21 protein-coding genes are annotated in these 22723 nt (G+C 29.0%); 20 read left to right on the top strand and 1 reads right to left on the bottom strand.

Annotated features, from left to right (window positions below; genetic code table 11):
* The first annotated feature begins 109 nt into the window (after positions 1 to 109).
* From BR69_RS0117290 to BR69_RS0117270, 5 genes are all read left to right on the top strand, one after another.
* A complete protein-coding gene (locus BR69_RS0117290) occupies positions 110 to 784 on the top strand; it encodes a Crp/Fnr family transcriptional regulator (protein ID WP_027634329.1) in 675 nt (224 codons plus the stop codon).
* A 321-nt stretch (positions 785 to 1105) separates the two neighbouring features.
* Positions 1106 to 1672 (top strand): cob(I)yrinic acid a,c-diamide adenosyltransferase, encoded by a 567-nt coding sequence (locus BR69_RS20780; protein WP_051623669.1) that lies wholly within the window; start codon positions 1106 to 1108, stop codon positions 1670 to 1672.
* 263 nt (positions 1673 to 1935) lie between these two features.
* Entirely contained in the window at positions 1936 to 2838 is a 903-nt protein-coding gene (locus tag BR69_RS21275; RefSeq protein WP_051623668.1) for a CPBP family intramembrane glutamic endopeptidase, read from the top strand.
* Between the two features lie 386 nt (positions 2839 to 3224).
* Complete coding sequence (locus BR69_RS0117275; protein WP_027634328.1) at positions 3225 to 3950, top strand: ABC transporter ATP-binding protein; 726 nt, start codon at positions 3225 to 3227, stop codon at positions 3948 to 3950.
* 1 nt (position 3951) lies between these two features.
* Positions 3952 to 5130, top strand: a complete 1179-nt coding sequence (locus BR69_RS0117270) for an ABC transporter permease (RefSeq protein ID WP_027634327.1) — start codon at positions 3952 to 3954, stop codon at positions 5128 to 5130.
* 158 nt (positions 5131 to 5288) lie between these two features.
* Here BR69_RS0117270 and BR69_RS0117265 read toward each other — a convergent pair whose 3' ends face one another.
* The gene (locus BR69_RS0117265) at positions 5289 to 5780 is read right to left on the bottom strand and encodes a hypothetical protein (RefSeq protein ID WP_027634326.1); all 492 of its coding nucleotides are present in this window, start codon (positions 5778 to 5780) and stop codon (positions 5289 to 5291) included.
* A gap of 297 nt (positions 5781 to 6077) precedes the next feature.
* Between BR69_RS0117265 and BR69_RS0117260 the strand changes: the two genes are divergently transcribed.
* The 15 genes from BR69_RS0117260 to BR69_RS0117180 all read left to right on the top strand — a co-directional run bounded on the left by BR69_RS0117260 (position 6078) and on the right by BR69_RS0117180 (position 22672).
* Positions 6078 to 6776, top strand: a complete 699-nt coding sequence (locus BR69_RS0117260) for a glycosyltransferase family 2 protein (protein ID WP_027634325.1) — start codon at positions 6078 to 6080, stop codon at positions 6774 to 6776.
* Between the two features lie 16 nt (positions 6777 to 6792).
* A complete protein-coding gene (locus BR69_RS0117255; RefSeq protein ID WP_034850095.1) occupies positions 6793 to 7122 on the top strand; it encodes a DUF2304 domain-containing protein in 330 nt (109 codons plus the stop codon).
* A gap of 1 nt (position 7123) precedes the next feature.
* Positions 7124 to 7471 carry an EamA family transporter gene (locus BR69_RS0117250; protein WP_027634323.1) on the top strand — a complete coding sequence of 116 codons (348 nt, stop codon included), beginning with the start codon at positions 7124 to 7126 and terminating at the stop codon, positions 7469 to 7471.
* Positions 7472 to 7618: 147 nt separating this feature from the next.
* On the top strand, positions 7619 to 8896 hold the full coding sequence (locus BR69_RS0117245; protein WP_027634322.1) for a glycosyltransferase family 39 protein: 1278 nt from the start codon (positions 7619 to 7621) through the stop codon (positions 8894 to 8896).
* Positions 8897 to 9361: 465 nt separating this feature from the next.
* Positions 9362 to 9916: a biotin transporter BioY gene (locus BR69_RS0117240; RefSeq protein WP_027634321.1), complete on the top strand. Its 555-nt coding sequence runs from the start codon at positions 9362 to 9364 to the stop codon at positions 9914 to 9916.
* 12 nt (positions 9917 to 9928) lie between these two features.
* The gene (bioB, locus tag BR69_RS0117235) at positions 9929 to 10879 is read left to right on the top strand and encodes a biotin synthase BioB (protein WP_027634320.1); all 951 of its coding nucleotides are present in this window, start codon (positions 9929 to 9931) and stop codon (positions 10877 to 10879) included.
* A 1-nt stretch (position 10880) separates the two neighbouring features.
* Entirely contained in the window at positions 10881 to 11531 is a 651-nt protein-coding gene (gene bioD, locus BR69_RS0117230; protein WP_027634319.1) for a dethiobiotin synthase, read from the top strand.
* The gene (gene bioA / locus BR69_RS0117225; RefSeq protein WP_027634318.1) at positions 11528 to 12871 is read left to right on the top strand and encodes an adenosylmethionine--8-amino-7-oxononanoate transaminase; all 1344 of its coding nucleotides are present in this window, start codon (positions 11528 to 11530) and stop codon (positions 12869 to 12871) included. Before bioD ends, bioA begins: the two co-directional genes overlap by 4 nt.
* An 86-nt stretch (positions 12872 to 12957) precedes the next feature.
* Positions 12958 to 13164 carry a cold-shock protein gene (locus BR69_RS0117220; RefSeq protein ID WP_027634317.1) on the top strand — a complete coding sequence of 69 codons (207 nt, stop codon included), beginning with the start codon at positions 12958 to 12960 and terminating at the stop codon, positions 13162 to 13164.
* A gap of 278 nt (positions 13165 to 13442) precedes the next feature.
* Positions 13443 to 13997 carry a hypothetical protein gene (locus BR69_RS0117215; RefSeq protein ID WP_027634316.1) on the top strand — a complete coding sequence of 185 codons (555 nt, stop codon included), beginning with the start codon at positions 13443 to 13445 and terminating at the stop codon, positions 13995 to 13997.
* Positions 13998 to 14073: 76 nt separating this feature from the next.
* Complete coding sequence (locus tag BR69_RS22335) at positions 14074 to 17916, top strand: S8 family serine peptidase (RefSeq protein ID WP_160169962.1); 3843 nt, start codon at positions 14074 to 14076, stop codon at positions 17914 to 17916.
* A gap of 1276 nt (positions 17917 to 19192) precedes the next feature.
* Positions 19193 to 19987 carry a thymidylate synthase gene (locus BR69_RS0117200; protein WP_027634315.1) on the top strand — a complete coding sequence of 265 codons (795 nt, stop codon included), beginning with the start codon at positions 19193 to 19195 and terminating at the stop codon, positions 19985 to 19987.
* A 150-nt stretch (positions 19988 to 20137) separates the two neighbouring features.
* Positions 20138 to 20620, top strand: a complete 483-nt coding sequence (locus BR69_RS0117190; protein WP_027634314.1) for a dihydrofolate reductase — start codon at positions 20138 to 20140, stop codon at positions 20618 to 20620.
* An 84-nt stretch (positions 20621 to 20704) separates the two neighbouring features.
* Positions 20705 to 21052 carry a hypothetical protein gene (locus tag BR69_RS0117185; protein WP_027634313.1) on the top strand — a complete coding sequence of 116 codons (348 nt, stop codon included), beginning with the start codon at positions 20705 to 20707 and terminating at the stop codon, positions 21050 to 21052.
* A 339-nt stretch (positions 21053 to 21391) separates the two neighbouring features.
* Positions 21392 to 22672, top strand: coding sequence for an alkaline phosphatase family protein (locus BR69_RS0117180; protein ID WP_027634312.1), 1281 nt, complete (start codon positions 21392 to 21394; stop codon positions 22670 to 22672).
* Positions 22673 to 22723 lie beyond the last annotated feature (51 nt).

Here is a 22723-nt window from a genome sequence, read left to right as displayed (position 1 = left end):
TTAATAGAAGCTTATTTTACTGTGAAATCTTAATATAATATAATATATTACTATAAGATTTTAATATAGAAATAATATATCCATTCATAGAGTTATGAGGTAATATTGTATGTATGAACAAATATTCGATAGAAAAAAACAAAAAGCTATGAGGGAGTTTTTTCTGAAAGACTTAGCACCTTTAGGTAAGGAAAAAGAGATTAAAAAGAATGAAATCCTTAATGTAGCGGAAAACAAGTCACTAGGAATCGTAACAAAGGGTAAGCTTAAACAAATTCTGTATCACTCTAAAGGAGATGAGAAACTCATGTTTTTTTTATCTCCAGGAGAAATATGTGGTGAAGGAGAATATTTTGTTGGAGGCGGTATGCCTGTTATGATAAAGGCATGTTGTGATTCTAAGGTTTCTATAATTGAAAAAAACTTATTAGATAGATTTTTAGAGAATAATACTAATGCATATGGATTCTTTATACATAGTTTAACTAGAAAGTATAGAATATCTGTAAGTCAAATGCATGATATATTATTTACCTCTTCCAAGGAAAAGGTGTGTAATACATTATATAGATTAGTAATTCAAGAAGGTATAGAAACTAATAATGGTGTGGTTATAGATATAAAATTAACCCATCAAGAATTAGCAACTTTAGTGGGAGCTTCTAGAATAACTATAACAAGGATTATAAAAGAGCTCAAAGAAGAGGGGATAGTGGATAATACTCAGGATAAGAGGTTTATCATAAAGGACTTATCTAAGCTTAAAGGTTATTTAGAATACTAAGAGCTTCATGTTTACAAAATAAATAATAAATGCTATTATTTAAAAAAGAGTGTTATTACTATTAGAGTATTATAAAATATCAATATATCCATAGAAGGTAGTAAAATATCTAGGGATTATTTGTATATTACTATATAAAGTAAAGCTTACTTTAGGTGGTATTTTGGTTTAATAGTAACTAGAAAATTTTAGGATTTAAAACTTTAATTCAGATAATACATTAAGATTATAAAGTCTGAGGATAAAACTAATTAAAGAATATAATTATTCTTAAGGTAAATATACACTATATTCTTAAAGTTAGAAAAGAGGGATTTATTAATGAAGGTTTATACTAAAACTGGTGATAAAGGAACAACGGGAAATCTTCTTGGTGAAAGAATAGCTAAGGATAGTACATTCTTAGAACTTCAAGGAGATATAGATGAGGTAAATGCACAATTAGGATACTTAAATGCCTTACTTCAAAATAATACTAATTTAAATTATACAGAAAAGAAAAATGTAATGGATTTTATAGTTCATATAGAAAATGCTTTGTATAACATGGGAGTAGAAATATCTTATAATTTTAGTCAATATAAAATAAAGGAAAGCCATGTTAAGGAACTTGAGAATGAAATAGATTTAATGTTAGAGAAAACACCGCCACAAAGACATTTTATACTATATAGTGGTTCTTTAGAGGGAACTTATGCTCAAGTATGCCGTAGTACTACAAGAAGAGCAGAAAGAGTTTTTGTTAAATATCTAAAGGAAGGAAACTTTGATTCCTATCCTCAAAGCTATTTATATATTAATAGATTATCAGATTATTTATTTGTGTTATCACGTTTTATTAATTTTAAATTAAATAAGGAAGAAACCATAATGAAGCAATGGGTATAATAGTTTTATTTAGGGAATCACAGTTTTAAATATCTGTGATTCTTATTTTTATATTAAATTATTAGTAAAAATATGGTTATATATCCTGTGAGATGGTAAAATTGAATTGCAGAAATACTAATAGGAAATTTTCAAAAAATATTAGGATTCAGAAATTAAATTATAACACCAAAGCTTACGAATATATACCTATATGTTTTAGAGAAGAGAAAACCAAAGGGGAAATTTTTAGATATAGAGTATTCATATAAAAGGAGTTAAAAATGATAGAAAAAGAAAGAAGTATTTATAAAGTTAATTTATTTATCTTATTAACTATAGTTACTAGTATAATATATCAAATACTACCCCTTAAATTAGGAGAGGGATTTTACCAATATATATGTTTTTTATTACCGTCAGCAATCTATCTATTTATAAATAAGAAAAATATAATAGAAACTCTAAACATAAAACCATTAAAGCTTAAAAATATACCTTATTTAATAATGCTATATATTTTTTTATTTCCTTTCAAGGGAACTATTATATATATTTATACAGCTTTGTTTGGAGACAAGCTACCTAATGTTATAGTAGAGAGTCTTGCTTCTAATCCAAGTCTTTTAGAAAATCTATTTCTTACAGTATTAACCCCTATAATATGTGAAGAAGTTATAATGAGGGGGATAGTATTAGATGGATATAGAAAGAAGTCCATACATATAGTTGCTATTATGAATGGACTGATATTTGGTATGCTTCATATGAATAGTTTTCAATTTTTTCATACATTTTTTACTGGTGTAGTACTTACTTATGTGGTTTATATAACGGGGTCTATTTTTTCTTCTATGATTATTCATGGAATTAATAATGGAATAGCAGTATTTTCAGAATACTTTAGTAGAAGTAAGGAGGTTTTAGAACCAGTTAATGAAGAGACTAAAACAGCTTTAATCACATCTTTTAGTGGCTTTTTAATATATGCAGGAGTGCTTTTAATCTGTGGATTTATAATATATAAGATAATAAAAAAGCTTATAAAAATAAATAATTTTGAGTATTTTAGATATACCATAAGTAGAAGTGATGAAAGGATATTTAATTTACCATTAATTTTAACTATAATATTATTTTCTATTGTGAGTTTATTAATTATTTTATCAGTAAATCTAGCTTCTTAAAAGTAAAAAAAATCCCCTGACTTTTTAATCAGAGGATTAGGAAGAGTGATTGTTATGTACTTTATTTCAAGTACCTTTCTCTATTTTTAAGGAACAAATTTGTATTACTATTCTGTATTCATATTAATTCTATAAGAAAATATATACAAATTAAATATAGATTGCAAGAATTGTCCTTAAAATGTCATACTTAACCGATTTTTCTTGAATAAATATATATTTATTCAAGAAAAAGCAAAAATATATAAATTTTTTAAAAGTTTATATAGATATTAAAAGAGTAAGAAAAGTTTTTGTAAATATGTGATAATTATAATGATAAGTATGATTATTATAAAAAAATATATAAAAAATATAAAGTTTTTAAGATAAAAGGAGGAGAGAAAATGCTTCAAGTTGTTGGGTTGTCTAAGGAATTTAAGAAGACAAGAGCTGTAGATAAGATTAGCTTTACAGTTAATGATGGGGAGGTTGTTGGTCTTCTTGGGGAAAATGGAGCAGGAAAAACAACTACTATGAGAATGATATCTACCATGCTGAATCCTACAGAAGGAACAGCTAAGGTAAATGGTCATGATATCATAGAGGATGGAAAAGGAGTAAGAAAAGAAATAGGGATACTTTTTGGAGGCGATGTAGGTCTTTACGAAAGATTATCTGCTAGAGAAAATATATCTTATTTTGGGGAATTATATGGAATGGACAAGGAGTCCATAAATAAAAATATAGATTCCTTAGCTAAAAGTCTTAAAATGGAAGAATATATAGATAAAAAGAGAGTAGGAAGTTTTTCAAGAGGTATGAAGCAGAAGGTATCTATTGCAAGAAGCATAGTTCATAGTCCTTCAGTTATGCTTTTTGATGAACCAACTACAGGTCTTGATGTTAGTGCAACAAGAGTAATTCATGACTTTATATTAAAATGTAAAGAAGAAGGTAAGACAGTACTTTTATCAAGCCATTCTATGAAGGAAGTTGAGAAGCTTTGCGATAGGGTTGTTATTATAAATAAAGGTAAGATTGTAGAAGAAGGTACAGTAGAAGACCTTAAGAATAAATACAATAATGAAGATCTTGAAGAAGTCTTTGTTAAGCTAATAGGGGGTGAATAGAATGAAGGAAGTACTAAGTATTTTTAAGAAAGAGATAATGGATATTTTTAGAGACAAGAAGACAATTATAATGACTATAATTGTTCCTATGATATTATATCCAGTTTTATTTGGTGTTATAAATTACTTTACTCAAGATTCCATAAAAGATGTTGAGAAGGGAATTAATATAGGTATTGTAAGTAAGAATAATTCAGCAGCATCACTACTTAAGAGTCAGCCTCAAATTACTGTTTATGAGGGGGACGATTTAAAAGAGAAGCTTAAAAAAGGAGATATTTCGGCTATAGTTGAGATTCCTGATGATTTTCAGGAAAAGCTAGATAATGAGAAACCAGCAGATATAAAAATTATTGTAGATAATGATTCCAATAAATCAATCATGGCAACTTCATCAATTAAATCCATGTTTGATGAATATTATAAGGCTATAGTGACAGAAAGAATAGATAAAAGAGGAGTTTCAAAAGAAATTATGAATCCCTTTGTAGTGTCAACCTCATCACTAGATAAACCAGAAAGTAGTGAAAAGGATAATGCAATGGGAGGTATGCTTATTGGAATGATTCCTTCATTTATAGTTATACTTATGATAAGTGCAACCATGGCAATATCAGCAGACCTTGGAGCAGGAGAGAAAGAGAGGGGAACTCTTGAACCTTTATTATCAACTTCAGCTAATAGAATGTCTATACTTTGGGGAAAAGTATTAGCTTTATGTGTGATAGCTGCAATTACCCTTATAACTAGTATGACAGCAATGGTTATGTCCTTCCAAAAGATTTATGGGCTTAAGGAAGGGATAGCATTAACTCCAGAGACTCTTTTAATAATAGGAGGAGTTAGTTTATTTGTTCTTGTATCAATATGTTCTCTTCAGATGGCAATAAGTATATATGCTAGGTCTATGAAAGAATCTAACTCTTACTTAAGTGGACTTTTAATGCCAGTTATGATACTTTCTTATTTTCCAATGATGATGGATGCAAAGAGTATAAAGTTTATTTACTTTAACATACCAGTTGTAAATGCAGTAGCCTTAATGAAGGAGGCTATAGTTGGAATATATGATATGAAGCATATAGGAATAGTTGTAGCATGGCATATTTTATATACAGGAGTATGTTTATTTATAGCTAAGTATATGTTCTCTAAAGAAGAGGTTATCTTTAGAACTTAACTAATAGACGCGTAAAATCAATAAATTAGGTTTATATAAGTTATAAAATAGTGGCTACTTGAGTAAATGGCTATTAGCAGAAAAATTATAATTTTAAAATATAAAAATAGACTTGCCTAAAAGGCGAGTCTATTTTTTTATATTAGGTATATAGTTACTTATTTAACCCCAATCTTAAATACATAGGTATCACTATGATTTTCATATATATTAAGAATAAGCTCTAATACATATATTCCAGTAGCTTTGGGGGCTATGATTGAGCTATTTTTAATCTCTACAGGGGTGTAGTTATAATTTTTAAGAGTGATACCCTCTAAAGGGGTTATAGATTTACAGGTTAATGAAGTATGATATCTTTCAAAGTCTTGTAAGACGAAATCAATGGAGTCTCCACTTAGTACAAAAGAGGGAGTATGTTCAAGGATATAGGTAGGTGAAAAATAAGCTTCATTAGTATTTTCTTGATTTTCACTATTATTCCACACATAACTTCCTAATTTATAAGGAATATTTTGTGAATTATAGGTAAGAATTAGAGATGGAGGATTATGACCAAAGGTCTTTTCTTTATTAACATAAGCTAATAGTGAAGTAATAGGGAACAGTAAGATGAGTAATATTGTAAGGAGTTGTATAAACTTTTTCATTGAAACCTCCTAATAATAATGAAAATATGATTAAGTATTGAGTTGATACCAATATTATACAACTGCATTACGGATGGTGTGTTACATAGTTGTTAAAAATATTTATAGAAATAAGGAAGATAAGTAAGTTTATAGAAGAATAGAAATGTGTAATATGGAAAAATTAATTAATAAATATTTAAGGGATATATAAGAGAATACTAATAAATATATAGGAAGCTTCTTAATATCTATTTAGTAACATTAGAGGTATATATTTAAATAAATTAATGTGGAGTATAAAAGGAGGGGAGACAATTGAAAATCTTAGTTATAGTGCCTGCATACAATGAAGGAAAAGCAATTTATAATGTGGTTACATCTATATTAAGAGAAAAAATACATGGACTTAATGTATTAGTAGTTAATGATGGTTCATTAGATAATACTAAGCAGGAAGCTGAAAGAGCAGGAGCAAAAGTTATAAATCTTCCTATAAACCTTGGTATAGGAGGAGCGGTTCAAACTGGATATTTATATGCTTATTATAATAACTATGATATAGCCATTCAGTTTGATGGAGATGGACAGCATAGAGCAGCTGACCTAAGGAGAATTATAGATCCTATTAAGAAGAATAAATGTGATATGGTTATTGGCTCTAGGTTTGTGGAAATAAGTGAATATAAACCTAGCTTTTTTAGAAGTGTGGGTATAAAGTTTTTTAGTAGTCTTGTGTCTAGGCTTTGTAATGAAAAGGTATATGACACCACATCTGGATATAGGGCTATAAATAGTAAGGTAATAGAAAGCTTTGTTAATTACTATCCAAAGGACTATCCAGAAGTAGAAACCATTGCTTATTTAATTAAAAATGGATTTAAAGTAGAAGAAATACCAGTTGTCATGAATTATAGGACTGAAGGAGTATCATCAATAACACCTATAAAGTCTATATATTATATGATAAAAGTTACACTAGCTTTGCTTATACTCCCTAGGACTTCTATTAACTAATAGGGGGAGGGTATTTATGTATATGTATTGTTTTATAATAGCCATAGCATTTTTAATGCTAACAATAGTTTTTATTAAAAAGAGATCATTAGATATAAAATTTAGTTTTATATGGATAGCAGTTGGAGTAATAATGGCTATATTGTCTTTAAATAGCAGTATAGTAGATAAGGTAGCAGAGGTGTTTGATATAAAATATCCACCATCTTTGTTATTTTTAATAGGAATATTATTTTGTTTTATATTAATTTTTAATTTAATAGTTGTAATATCATCTCTTCAAGAAAAGATAACTAGACTTACTCAAGAGATAGGGATACTTAAAAACTTAAGGGAGAGGGAGTAATTTGTTATATATTCTACTTTTTGTAAATATAGTACTTCTCGTCACAGGACAGACTCTTTGGAAAATAGGGCTTAAAGGTAATACCATGGAATTATCATTTAAAGGAATTATAAATTTAATTTTTGATCCATATATTTTTTCAGGAATTTTGTTATACGGTATTGCCACTATAATTTGGTTTTATATTTTATCTAAGGGGGATTTATCCTTAGTATATCCTCTCCAAAGTCTTTGTTATGTACTTGCTATATTTGTTGCTATGTTCATATTCAAAGAGGTGATACCAATAACAAGGTGGATAGGGATTTTATTCATAGTTATAGGAGCTTTTTTTGTGGCTATAAAATAATAAATTTAAATCTTATCTTTAGGGGTAATTTTTAACAATTTAAGTGAGGTCTTTCAAAAGTAATAGGTTACCTTTGAAAGAAAAGTGGATATTATTATATTTAGAATATATAAAAGCTATTTTTTTATATGAATATAGGAGGAGAATATGTTTTCTTTAAAAGGTGAAAGACCATGGATAAGAAATACAATATTTATTTCAATATCCATATTCTTTTTATTTTGTCTTTATACAGTTCTTGTTCATGGGAATGAACATTTACTTGGAAGTTTTGTAGAATTTGATAACGATGATGTTAAGTATGTTAGAAGTGCGTGGACACTCTTAGATAAGGGGATATTTACGTACCATGATGTAAATGAATCAACGGTTTTTATAATGCCAGGACTTCCCTTTGTTATGGCTGGGTTTATGAGTATCTTTGGGAAGTGGGGAGGAATAACTGCATTTAGAGTATTTCAAGTGGTCATTCAAAGCCTAAGTTTATACTTAATTTTTCTTATAGGGAGAAGGCTATTTAATTCTAAGGTTGGAGTAATAAGCTTAATACTAAGTGCACTATATCTACCTAATATATGGACACCTAATATATTACTAACAGAGGTTATATTTCACTTTTTATTTTTATTATTAGTGTATATAACCATATATGCAGTGGAATGTAATAAACTAAGTTACTATATAAGTGGAGGTATAGTACTTGGAATTACAGGATTATTTAGGCCAACCATAGGAGCTTATCCCATAATAGTACTTATACTTTGGATTTATAATAAATATACATTTAAAGATATGGTGAAGCTAACTATAATTGTAACCACTGTTTTTGCTTTGGTTATGAGTCCATGGATTATAAGAAATTATAAAACTTTTAATAGATTTATTCCCTTTACATTATCTTCTGGAAATCCATTAATACAAGGTTCTTATATAGATTATAATGAGGAAATAGATTTTTATCCTTGGGAAAATGTTGATGATAGGGTAGAACAAGAGAAATATTATAAAGAAAATTTTAAATATAGATTTAAACACTATATGGTAAAGAGGCCGTTAGCCTATATAAAGTGGTATCTCTTAGATAAGAGTATTGAACTTTGGAAGTACCCTTTTTACTGGGGACAAATTTATAGCATAAAATTTTCCTATATAGAGGTATATCATGCATTACTATTAGTAATAGGAGCTATTGGTATGGCAAAAATATATGTAGGATATAAGGAGAAGAAGTATAAAAGTACAGCCTTAATATTGTTTCAGATTTTTGCTTATTTTACTATAATCCATATACCCTATGTTACTTTTTCAAGATATTCATATCCTCTTATATGGATTTTTATAATAGGAACCTCTGTAGTATTGGAAAAGGTATTAGATTTATATTATAAAAGTAAAAAGGAAAGCTCACCAGGGCATAAAATATAATTTTAATTAGTATATTGAGCTATTCCTATCCTAAAGAATCAATTGGTAATTCAAGATAGGGGTATAGGAATTTAAATATAATAGAGACATAAGAATTTTTATAAAAATATCCTAAATAATATAATAAAGTAAAGTATGAGGTCCTACTGTAAGTTACAGTAGGACTTTTATATAGGGTAAATCTTATGCCTATATATTCTAAGTTGGTTAATTGAAGAGCTAGAGACTATAGTATAAATAATATTTAATGTTATATGAGTTAATCTAGGGGCGTAGCAACTGTTATCCCCCACATTACACGCTGATGGGGGTGTTACAGCTCTGGTAGCCATAAGATAAAATAATCCGATATATTGTAAACTTGATAAACAAAAATGATTGACAATACATTTAGATTCTATTAACATTATTGTTAATGAGATAACATTCGAAGGTTTACAATGATTATTTTAATGGGAGGGAATAATGAAGTTTACAGTTAAGGAAATGATATTAATAAGTATATTTGCGGCTTTAACAGCTATAGGGGCATTTATAAAAATACCAATGCCTTATGTACCATTTACTCTTCAATTATTTTTTTGTTTAATGAGTGGATTGATTTTTGGAAGAAAAATAGGTCTTTGGTCTCAAGTCTTATATGTATCTTTGGGACTTATAGGTCTACCTATATTCACTGAAGGGGGAGGAATATACTACATATTTAAACCAACCTTTGGATATTTAATAGGTTTTATATTATGTGCTTACATAGTTGGAATTCTTAGGGATAAGTATGGTAATAATGGAATGAACTTAGTTAAAGCCTTTATGTTTTGTGTGATAGGCCTTAGTGTGGTTTATAGCCTTGGAGTATTACATCTTTATTTAATTTTAAACTTTTATATTGGAAAAACCGTAAGCATTTTCTGGGCAATAAAATTTGGTGCCTTACTTTTTATAGGGGGAGACCTTTTAGTATGTGCATTAAGCTCTTTATGTTTTAATAAGTTAAAGAAAGTAGTAACAATTAGTATTTAAGGGGGAGTATAAATGATAAATGTACTTAAAAATAAGGTTTTAAATGGAGAAGAAATAAGTTTTAGAGAGGCTAGGAAATTATATGATTTACCGCTTTCAGAACTTTTAGAAGCAGCAAATGAAATAAGGGAGAAACTTTGTGGGAAAAAGGTGGATCTTTGCTCCATAGTAAATGGTAAGAGTGGAAGATGTAGTGAGGATTGTAAGTATTGTGCTCAATCTGCTCATTATAATACAGGAGTGGAGGAATATGATCTTTTAAATGGAGAGAATATATTAAATCTTGCCCTTGAAAATCAAGAAGCTGGAGTTCATAGGTTTTCAATAGTAACCAGTGGGAGAACTTTAAAGGGAGAAGATTTTGATAAGGTTGTAGATATATACAATATTTTAAGAGAAGAAACAGAGTTAAAGCTATGTGCATCTCATGGAATAATAGGAGAAAAAGAAGCAAAAAAGCTTAGGGAAGCTGGAATAACTACATATCATCATAATCTAGAAACAAGTAGAGAATTTTTTAAGGAAACTTGTACAACCCATACCTATGAAGAACGGATAAGTACTATAAGGGCATGTAAAAAAGCAGGACTTAATATATGCTCAGGGGGAATTATAGGAATGGGGGAAAGGATTGAGGATAGATTATATATGGCATTTGAGCTTAAAACTCTTGATGTAATGTCAGTTCCTATAAATGTATTAAATCCCATAGCTAATACTCCTCTTCAGTTCGTAAAAAAAATAGAGGTAGAGGATATTTTAAGAACCATTGCTACCTTTAGATTTATACTTCCAAAGGCTTATATAAGATATGCAGGGGGAAGGGCATCCCTTGGAGATAAGGTGAAGGATGGATTTCTAGGAGGGGTAAATTCTGCACTAGTTGGCAATTACCTAACCACTCTTGGTAATAAAATAGATGAAGATATAGAACTTATAAAATCTTTAGGAATGGAAGTATAATATGGGAAAAGGATTATTTATAGTAGGTACAGATACTGATGTGGGAAAGACTCTTATTTCATCTATTATAGTAAAAAATTTAAAAGATAGTGGGGTTAAGGTAGCATATTATAAACCCGTAGTTAGTGGGGGAACTTGTGATATGGATTTTGTTAAAGCTTTTGCAGGACTTAAAGAGGATATTAGTTATATGAATAGCTATACTATGGAAAAACCACTATCTCCCCATTTAGCAAGTAATATTGAAAATATAACAATAGAATCTGATCTTATAAATAAAAAGTTTAAGAGTCTTATGGAAGAGAATGAAGTGATGGTTTGTGAGGGAGCAGGAGGAATTAAAGTTCCTTTAAACTATGATGGATTACTAATAGAGGATCTAGTAAAAGATTTCAATATACCTGTGATAATAGTTGCACGAGCGGGACTTGGAACTATAAATCATACCCTTATTACTATTGAAAGTCTTAAAAGAAGCAATATAAACATTAAGGGCATTGTAATAAACGGATATGAAGAGGCAAATATATGTCATATAGATAATAAAAATACTATTAAGAATTTAATTGATGAAGAGATATTAGCTGTAGTTCCTAAAGTTAAAGATACTAATGACCTTAAGAATTTTAAGATTTTAGGAGGACTAATATGAATTTAGTAGAAAAAGATTTAAAATATATATGGCATCCTGCTTCTCAAATGAAGGATTATGAAGACTTAAATCCTGTAATTATAGAGAATGGGAAGGGAGCTTATTTATATGACATTCATGGCAATAAATATTTAGATTGTATATCCTCTTGGTGGGTAAACTTATTTGGCCATTGTAATGAAAGAATAAACAATGCTATAAATAAACAATTAAATAGTTTGGAGCATGTTATTTTCGCCCATCTTTCAAATGTGCCTGCAGTAGAGCTTTCTGAAAAACTTGTAGATATAACTCCAGAACCATTAAAGAAGGTATTCTTTTGTGATAATGGATCTTCTGCAGTGGAGGTAGCTCTTAAAATTTCTTATCAGTACCATAAGCAAAAAGGTAATCAGAAAAAAACCAAATTTGTTGCCCTTGAAAATTCATATCATGGGGAAACTTTAGGGGCACTATCTGCATGCAATGTGGGATTTTTTAAGGATACCTATAAGGATATAATAATTGAAACATATAAGTGTAAGTCTCCAAATTGTTATAGATGTGAATTTGGTCTTAATAGGGAGAGCTGCAGTGCAGAATGCTTTAAGTATATGGAGGAATTAATTTCTAAATATCATGAAGAGATATGTGGAATAATTATTGAACCTATGGTTCAAGGTGCTGCAGGAATGAATATATATTCAAAAGAGTATTTAAAAAAGTTAAGAAAATTATGTGATGAATATGATATTACATTTATAGGGGATGAAATTGCAGTGGGATTTGGTAGAACAGGTAAGATGTTTGCCAGTAACCACAGTAATATAAGTCCAGATATTATGACCTTATCTAAGGGAATAACTGGCGGATATCTTCCACTTTCAGTGGTTATGGTAACAGAGGAGATATATAATTGTTTTTATGATGATTATGAAAAACTTACAGGTTTTTTCCATAGCCATAGTTATAGTGGCAATGCTCTTGCATGTGCAGCAGCAGTAGAGACTATGAATATATTCCATTATGAGGATATTATAAATAAAAATATAGAGAAGTTTAATTATATGAAGGATTTATCAACAGAAGTTTTTAAAGATATTAAAAATGTTGGAGAATATAGGCAATTAGGATTTATAGGTGCCATAGAGCTTGTTCAGAATAAAGATAATAAGACCCCAATTCCATGGGAGAAAAGAGTAGGATATAGCATATATAAAAGAGGATTAAAAAATGGACTTTTGCTAAGGCCTATGGGAAATATTATTTATTTTATGCCTCCTTATATAGTAAATAAGGATGACTTAGATTTTATGATAAAGGGAACTTATAAGTGTATAAAAGAGGAATTTAAATTTTAAGGCTTTAAGAAATATTTCCTCATAATTATTTCACTTTGAGGAACAATATTAATGCACCCTCACACTCTAAGAAAGGAGCTTCATTTATGCAAACTGGAGTCGTTAAATGGTTTGATAATAAAAGAGGTTACGGATTTATATCTGGAAACAATGGAATGGATGTCTTTGTTCATCACTCTCAAGTAAAAGAGAAAACTCATGATAAAGATTTACATGAAGGAGAACAGGTTACCTTTGATACAGTAGATAAACCAAAGGGACCACAGGCAATTAATGTTCAAAAGCTAGAGTAATATCTTTCCTCTCAAGGAAAAGGTTAAAGGATACTAAATATAGTACTTTAACCTTTTTGTTGTTTATGTAATGAGTAGGTTGCCTGTGTAGGAAAAGTATGGAAGTGATAAATTATACACCTTAAAAATTAGATATTAGGAATAATAGAGCATAAAAATAAATAGAATTTAAATAATATTAAAGATTTCATTTGACAATAAATTGGAAACTGTATAAAATAATTATAAAACATCGTAAGGAAAAAATAGGAAGATATTAATAGTGTAAGGAGGTAGTTATGAAAAAGTATTATAAGTTTATAGGTATAGGATTAGCAGTATTAGTTATAGGTATTACTATATTTATAAGCTATAAGAGTTTTAATAATAAGGATAAAGGCAAAGATAACATTAATACTATAGATGCTAGTACATATATTCCTGATGAATATAGTTATGAAAATATAGTAAATAAAAATTATGTTATAAAGGTATATAAAGGTTTAAAGAGTGAGGTAATTAATTTAAGCATTATAGAAGATTTTATTAAAAGCTTTAATGATAAAAAGTCTAATGAAATTTTTCTAATAGAATACTTAGAGAAGGATAATATTAAAAAGGTTAAGACACTTATAAAACTAGAATTTAATGGAGAAGAAGGCACAATCACAAAATATGACGTATCTGACGAGAAGAAGTTTAATGAAGGAAGTAAAGAAAAGTTCAAAAAGATAGTGAAGTCAGGGGACAATAATGATGCAAGTATAGTGATTTTAAAGGATGAACTGCAATCACCTTTAGATGGACAGGTTATACTAACTTATGAAGATGGTACTTCTAAAGAATATAAATAAGAATAAAGCATTCCTTTTTAAAGGAATGTTTTTATATATGAAATTATATATAAATTTATTAAGGGGGCTTGATAATATGAATCAAAGCTTTAGAAGGGGTATGTCTAAAGCCGTGTCAACTATGCTAGTAGCAGCTATGACATTAGGAATATCTCCTAAGGTTGCAAGTAGTAATGAAGAAGGAAGTATAAAAGATCTTCTAAATATGCCACTATCCAAGGAAACTAAGGATAGTATATTAAAGGAAGTATCGCCTTACTTAAAGGAAGCTGAAAATAGTTATAAGGATACAAGGGATAAAAATGAATTAGTTAGAGTTATAGTAGAACTAGAGGGGAAATCTGCGGCAGAGATGGTTATGAGGGGCACAAAACCAGGAAATGCAGAGGTAAGTAAAGTAGAAAATAGCCAAAAATCTGCGAAGTTAGAAGCGAAAAATCTTGAAGGCGCATCTATAAGACATTCATACACTAATGTAATTAATGGATTTAGTATGGATGTTAAGAGAGGAGAAATAGACAAGCTTAGAGATATAGAAGGGGTAAAAAGTGTAATAGAGTCAGACAAGCATGAAATATCAATGAATTCAGCTAAAACTTTAACCCAGGTTGAGAATATTTGGAAAAATTATAGTTTAAAAGGGAATGGTATGGTTGTAGCTATTTTAGATACAGGAATAGATTATAATCATAAGGATTTTAGAACCCCAGATAATAAGGAAAAGCTTAAGCTTAATAAAGATTCTGTAGATAAGGTAAAGGCAACAGGGATATTAAAAGCTGATAAGGTGGCGGATACTTATTTTTCAGAAAAAATACCTTTTGGATATAATTATGCAGATAAAAATAATGATGTAATAGATAAAAGAGATAGTAAGTCTCCTCATGGAGCTCACGTGGCGGGAATTGTAGGTGCTGATGGAAAAGAGGAAGAGGTTAAAGAAAATAAGGCCATAAAAGGAGTAGCTCCGGAAGTACAACTTCTTGCAATGAAAATATTCTCCAATGGACCATTAGGAAAATACACCTACGCTGATGATCAAATAGCGGCTATAGATGACTCAGTAGCTTTAGGGGCTGATGTTATAAATATGAGCCTTGGATCTCCAGCGGGATTTAGAAAAGATGATGACCCAACTCAGAAGGCAATTGAAAGGGCTACTGATGCAGGTGTAATGGTAGTAGTATCTGCTGGAAATAGTGGATATTCAACAAGTCCTTTTGATAATTTAAAGCTTAATGATGTAGGTGTTGTGGGATCACCAGCTTTAGCTAAGGATGCATTAATGGTTGCAAGCTATGAGAATTCAAAGGCTATGGCTAATAATATAAAGGTAAAAGATTCTAAAGGAGATATACTAGTAGAAGGAGCATATTCACCTCATCAATATAGTATGGCTGAAGTTATAAATAAGGGGAATGAAATATTAGATTTTAACTTAGGACGTGTAGATGACTTTAATGGTAAGGATGCTAAGGGAAAGATAGCTCTTATAAAAAGAGGGGATATAGGATTTACTGATAAAATATTAAATGCTCAGAAAAATGGAGCTGTTGGAGTTATTGTATATAATAAAGATAAGGATGAAGGTCTTATAAATATGGCAACTGATCCTAATATAAAAATCCCTGCTATATTTATTCCAAATAGTATTGGAGAAAGTATTTACCAAAGACTTGCTAGTGAAAAGGTATTGTTTAATGGAGATATAGGAATGAAACCTATGGATAACTCATTAAAAGATGATTATTCTGACTTTAGTTCTTGGGGACCAGCTCCTAGTCTTGATTTTAAACCTCAAATATCAGGACCAGGAGGAAGAATATATTCAACTCTTAATAATAATGAATATGGAAATATGAATGGAACATCCATGTCAGCACCTCATGTATCTGGAACTTCAGCACTACTTCTTCAAGGAATAAAAGAATATGCACCGGAACTCTCAGGTAGGGAAAAAATAGATTATGCTAAAAATATATTAATGAACACAAGCTCTGTAAGAATAGATAAGTATGGAGAGGATGTTCCTTACTCTCCAAGAAGACAAGGAGCAGGACTTGTTCAGATAGAAGATGCAGTTAAAAATAGGGTAACAGCTACCTATAATGGTGCGGCATCTGTAGCTCTTAAAGAAATAAAGGGAAATAAGGCTAAGTTTACAATAGACCTTAAAAATCATGGAGATAAAGAGGTGAAGTATAGCTTAGGGGTATTAGGTGGAGTTCTAACTCAAAGTGAAGAAGCATCACCTAATAAAATGGTTCATGATATAATTCTTGATGAAAAAGATGCAAGTGTTGAGTTTAATAAAGAAACAGTTACTTTAGCGCCTAAGGGTAGTGAAAAAGTAGATGTAACTTTAAATATAGGTAAAGAATTAGGTTCTGAAAAATTCCTTGAAGGTTATGTGACATTTAAATCAGATGATACTAATATACCTTCATTAAATGTACCTTTTATGGGGTTCTATGGAGACTGGTCTAAGGAAAGTATAACAAGTAATAATGCTTGGGATAAAGAAAAGCATCCACTTATAAAAGCTTTACTTGAAAATGGGGACTATTCAAAGGTATCTGTTGAAAATTTAATGCTAAGTTATAATGGTGAGGGGGAATCTAGGGGATTAAATATTTTAGGGGTAACATCAACTAATAAGGATAAGACGAAAAACTATGATAAAAATAAAATAGCTATAAGTCCTAATAAAGATAACTATAATGATAGTTTAGTACCAGCCATATATCTTATGAGAAATGCTAAATCCATAGAAGTAGATGTTCTAAATGAGAATAAAGAAGTTATAAGAAGAGTTGGCAATGTAGATGAAGTTAAAAAGAAGATATATGAAGCACCTGATGAGGCAGGTAAGGTTCCACAAATAATTGAGAAAATAGGATGGGATGGACAAGTCTATAATAAAAACACCGGGAAAATGGAAGTTGTTAAGGATGGACAGTATTTCTACAGACTTAAGCTAAAGGTAGATATTGAAAATGCAAAAGAACAGGTTATAGAAGTTCCAGTAAAGATTGATACAGAATCTCCAAAGGTTAATATATTAAGATATGATAATATAGGAGAAGATTCAGTTAAGATATATTTTAAAGCTGAGGATGGTTTATCAGGAATTAATGAGAATGGATTGTTCCCAGTAGTTGTTAATGGAGTTTTAAATGTTGAAGCTACCAAGGAAAAGTCAGAATATATTAAAGAAGAAAATGTTTATACTAAGGTTATTAAAGGACTTAAAGCTAATAGTATAAATGAGATACAGATAGGAGCTTTTGATTATGCTAATAATTTAGGGGGAGCAAAGGCTATTCTTAAGGTAGGACAAGTTCCGCCTGCTGTCATAAAATTTGATGATAAAGATTTTAAGGAAGGTTATATTAAGGTAAAAACTTCAGAATATAAGATTAAAGGTAATATTTCAAGATATATAAAATCCCTTACTGTAAATGGTAAAGAAGTAGAGTTATCAAAACTGAACGATAAAGGTGAGGTTTATTTTGAAACTATAATAAAACCAGAAGAAGGACTTAATACAGTAGATATTAAAGCAGTAGATTATGATGGACAAGAGATTATGAACTGTGTATATAAGATATATAAAGATACTGTAAAACCATTAATAGAACTTGAGAAAAAGATAGGATCAAAAGAAGAAATTGTAGTTAATGGTAATAATTTAAATATTAAGGGGAAAGTTTCGGATAATACCTTTGGATATAGTTTCTATGTTAATGGAGAACTTTATAAGAAGGTAAGTAACTCTACGCCTGTAGGTAATAATGGTAATGAGTATAACTTTAAGTTGAAATTTAAAGACATAAAGGATGGACAAATTATAACTTTAAAAGCAGTAGATGATTTTGAAAATAGTGAAGAAGTTAAACTTAAGGTAGTGAAGAAGTAAGATTTAAAAAACACCATTTATAGATAAGGAAACTTTTCTATGAATGGTGTTTTTTTAGAACTTTATGGTGAATGGTGATAAGAGAGAAGACATAAAAGTTGGATAAGTAAGAGAATTGTAGAAACATATATGATAAATGTAAAAGTATATGGGATAGAAGAGGAAGAAAGATTGTCATTTATTGAAGATATAACTTTTAATGGGATTAGATTAGGATAAGTTAAGAAGTTCTTAACAAGTTATCAATAAGTATTAACATAGATAACCACAAAAAAGCCATAGTTAATAACAACTTGTCCACAAGAAATGTGGATAAGTTCTATTAAATGTGGACAATATAAAATCATTATGCACAAAAATAAGATTAAAAAATTTGTAGAACCCTATAAATACAAGGATTTATAAGGATTAGACAGAATTCTCTCTTTTTTTCATAAGCTTATCCACAGGTTGCGCACATTGTCCACAAAAAACATAATTATGAACAATTAATAATATTAACCTTAATTATAAGAAATAGGTTTACATAGCCTAGAAACTTCTAATATTTCTATATTTTTATCACAAGAGATATTAAGTATCACAGTGTTTTTAATATATTAAGATAATAATCTAGAGGAATATAGATTTATTAATAATCTTAGATTATGTAGGGTTTTATACTAGGTTAAACTTTGGATAGAGTAGTGTTTTATTTTAGATATCATATATAAGTTTAAAATTCATCCTAGGATTTTAGGGTATATAGATAAATCTTATAGAAATAAAAAATAATTTATTAGTATAAATATATTAATCTAGTGCATGAATTATATCTAATAGACAATATTAAATTATTTTATACACCCATCTAAATCACTATAAGTTGAAGATATTTTAATTTAGATTAATTATATTTTTAGTCATAGTAGAACCACAGAATATTTATTCAAAGGCTTATACTATAGGATTTTAAGTTTTAAAATTAATTTATACATCTATCTAAAGCAAGATAAATCAAGGATATTTTTAATAAATAAGTTGAAAAATTGTATAAAAACTATATATGGTTTTTAACTTGAATTTTAACTTATACATGGACTTAAACCCTTTAAAATCTTAGATTTTAAGTAATGAATAAGATAAGTTTTGAATCAAAAACCCTACAATATTAGAGTTATAGGTTACTACATAAAAATACTGATAGTAGAACAAAAGAATAAATGATAAAATGTATTATATGAATCATATAAAATTAAATATATAATGGCACATATTTTAAGGGAGGTATTATAGATTGAGTTTAGCGGATAAGAAGTATTTAGATATAGTAAAAGAGATATTAGATGAAGGTTTTTATGAGGATTCAAATAGAACAGGAATACCTACATATAAGCTTCCACATAAGATAATGCAATTTAATTTAGAAAAAGAATTCCCAATACTTACTACAAAGTTTGTAGCTTTTAAAACTGCTGTTAAAGAGCTACTTTGGATTTTTAAAGATCAATCTAATGACGTTAAGAAGTTACAAGAACAAAATGTTCATATATGGGATGAATGGATGATGGAAGATGGAACCATAGGAACGTCTTATGGTTGGGTTGTAAAAGAATATGACCAAATAGATAAGCTTATAGAGGCTTTAAAGAATAATCCACAGGACAGAAGAATGATGATAAACCTATGGCAAATACCACATTTAGCTGGGGGAGCCTTAGCACCTTGTTGTTTTTTAACTATGTGGGATGTAACAGATGGAAAACTTAATTGCATGCTTGTTCAAAGAAGTGGAGACGTTCCTTTAGGGGTACCATTTAATATGACACAGTATGCAGTACTTGTTCATTTATTAGCTCATGTAACAGGGCTTAAACCAGGATTATTTACTCATGTAATAAATAATGCTCATATATATGAGAATCAAGTAGATGGAATGAGAACTCAAATTGAAAGAGAAAATGAGGCTTATGCAGCTCCAAAGCTTTGGATAAATGAAGAGATTAAGGACTTCTATGATTTTACAATAGAAGATATTAAACTTATAGATTATAAACATCACCCATCCATAAAGATGGAAGTTGCTGTTTAAATAAAGGGTCTTTAGAGAGGATACATATGTTTAAAAGTAATATGTATTTTATGATATTATTTTTTAATACATATTCTTTTATATATAACACAAAGCTGAATTCTACAATGTATATTGTTATAAAAATATTATTTAAGGGGGTGGAGGTAAATGCTTAGCGCAATAGTTGCTATTTCAAGTAATAATGTTATAGGAAGAGAGAATAAACTTTTATGGCATATTAGTGAGGACTTAAAGAGATTTAAAAAGATAACAGAAGGCCATACAATAATTATGGGAAGGAAGACTTTTGAATCACTTCCAGGGGTTCTTCCTAATAGGCCTCATATTGTTCTTACAAGAGATAAAGATTATGAAATTCATGATGAAAGAGTTAAGGTAGTTCATTCTTTAGATAGGTTACATTCTTTTATAGAAGGGGATGAAGAGGTTTTTGTAATTGGTGGAGGAGAAATATATTCTTTACTTATGCCATATACAAATAAAATATATTTAACAAAAGTTCATAAGGAGTATGAAGGTGATACAAAGTTTCCAGAATTAGATATGAATATTTGGGAAATAGCTGAAAAAACTATGAAATGTGATGAAAACTTAACCTATGAATTCATAACTTTAGTTAGAAACAAATAAAATAAAAAAGAAGATTTTGACAAAACACTAATAAACCTTTAATATATAATTATGAACATGTGTTATTACCAGGGAGGTTCTTTTATGAAAAAAAACATATTTAAAACTTTTCTCTTTGGAAACATATATTGTGCACTGTTCTTAATAATAGGTCTTATTTTTAAGATGCCTGTTATTAAAATTGCTAATGGACTATTTTACTCCATGGCAATTTATATAATAGTAGGATTAATAGCCTTATTAAATCCTAAAAAAACTTTAAATGAATCTAAAGATGAAGAAAAAGCAAATTCTTCTTTAAAGGATAGGCTTTTTAAGGGTAATGACTTGGTTTCACAGGGATACAGGGTGTTTCTGTATTGCTTTGAAATATGCATCATCATAATAATTTACTCCTATTTCGTATATGAGGTTGGTGCTAAAAATCTTTAGCTAGAAGAGGGTGGAGAGGTTTCTTTAAGTTACCTCTTCATTTCTTTTTTTGTAATATATATAATCTAGTAAGAGTTACTTATATAAGTAACAGGGTTAATAGTATTATTTAGAATATAAATCTTTAAGATAGATATAGAATTATTTAAGCTCTCTATAGTATATATGTTGAGTTAAACAAGTTGGGTTTCATTGCTTTATTGCTCAATAAGTTTTCATTGAATCTAATGTAGTTTTAATATTACAACTTATATATATCATTGTTTTATGTAAATTAAAATTCTAAAAGGTATAAGATTAGGCATATTTATATAAAGAAGATATTTTGGGAGGATTATTATGAACAGGGAAAAAAGGCGTTTAGTTGTTATATCTTTAGATGCTTTCCATACAAAGGATTTAGATAAAATTAAGGACTTGCCTACCTTTAAAGAAATATTAAAAAGTGCTTCTGTTATAAAGGCTATGAAGGGGATATATCCATCCCTTACCTATTGTAGTCATGCAACTATGTTAACAGGGAACTATCCAAAGGATCATGGAGTGTATAATAATGAATTTTGTAACCAGTTTGAAAAGGTAGATAGATGGTTTTGGCATTATAAAAATATAAAATCTCCTACATTAGTAGATTATGCCTTAAAAGAAAAACTTAAGGTGGCATCAATTCTATGGCCTGTAATGGCAGGTGCTAAAATTTCAATTAACTTCCCAGAGATATGGTCAATAAATGGAGAAAATCAAGTTTTAACTACCTTAAAAAATGGAACACCTTTTTATATATTAAAGGAAGTTTTAAGACATGGGAGAGTATTAAAAGGAAAGAAGCAGCCAGCTCTTGATGAGTTTGTTACTAGATTTTCAGAGGATGTAATAAAAGAGAAGAAACCTAATCTTACTTTAATCCATCTTCTATATTTAGATTATATAAGACACCATAAGGGAGTGTTTAATAAAGATGTGGACAATGTACTTATGGAATGTGATAAGAGGATTGGAAGAATAATAAAGGCATGTAAGGATGCAAAGATATATGATAGTACTAACTTTGTTATTGTGGGGGATCATGGCTTCAATGATATAGAATATAAGTCTTATCCTAATGAAGTTTTTAAAAAGGAAAATCTTATAATATTAGATTCTAAGGGAGAGTTAAAGAGCTTTGCAGCCTATTCAAAAAGTTGTGGTGGTTCAGCTCAAATCCATGTAAATGGAGATAATAATACAAGGAAACAAGTATTAGATTTGCTAGAAAGATATAAAAATCATCTTAGAATAAAGAAAATATATATTAGAGATGAATTTATAAAAAAGGGTTTAGATGGTCCTTTTGATTTTGTAATTGAAGGATATTCTAATACATGTTTTTCTAATGATTATAATAGTGGAAGTTATATTAAAAAAGTTGAGCATGAGGATTATAGAGGAAATCATGGTTTTGATCCAGATACTACAGGATATACAACACCATTTATAGCCTTTGGTCCAGATGTAAGAAAAGGGATTATTGTTGAAAGTGGAGTAATAACTCAGGTTGGATCTACTCTTTCAAGGCTGTTGAATATAAAAGGGTTAAATGGTGAAGGATTTAAAGAGATATTGAAAAGTTATGAAAAGTAGCTTAATATATGGGATATAGTGTGGTTAAATATATAGAAAAATATTTCTTTA

Source organism: Clostridium hydrogeniformans DSM 21757 (assembly GCF_000686705.1).
GTDB lineage: Bacteria > Bacillota > Clostridia > Clostridiales > Clostridiaceae > Clostridium_Z > Clostridium_Z hydrogeniformans.
The sequence above is the reverse complement of the archived record's forward strand: the minus strand, read 5'-3'. Positions and strand labels throughout refer to the sequence as shown.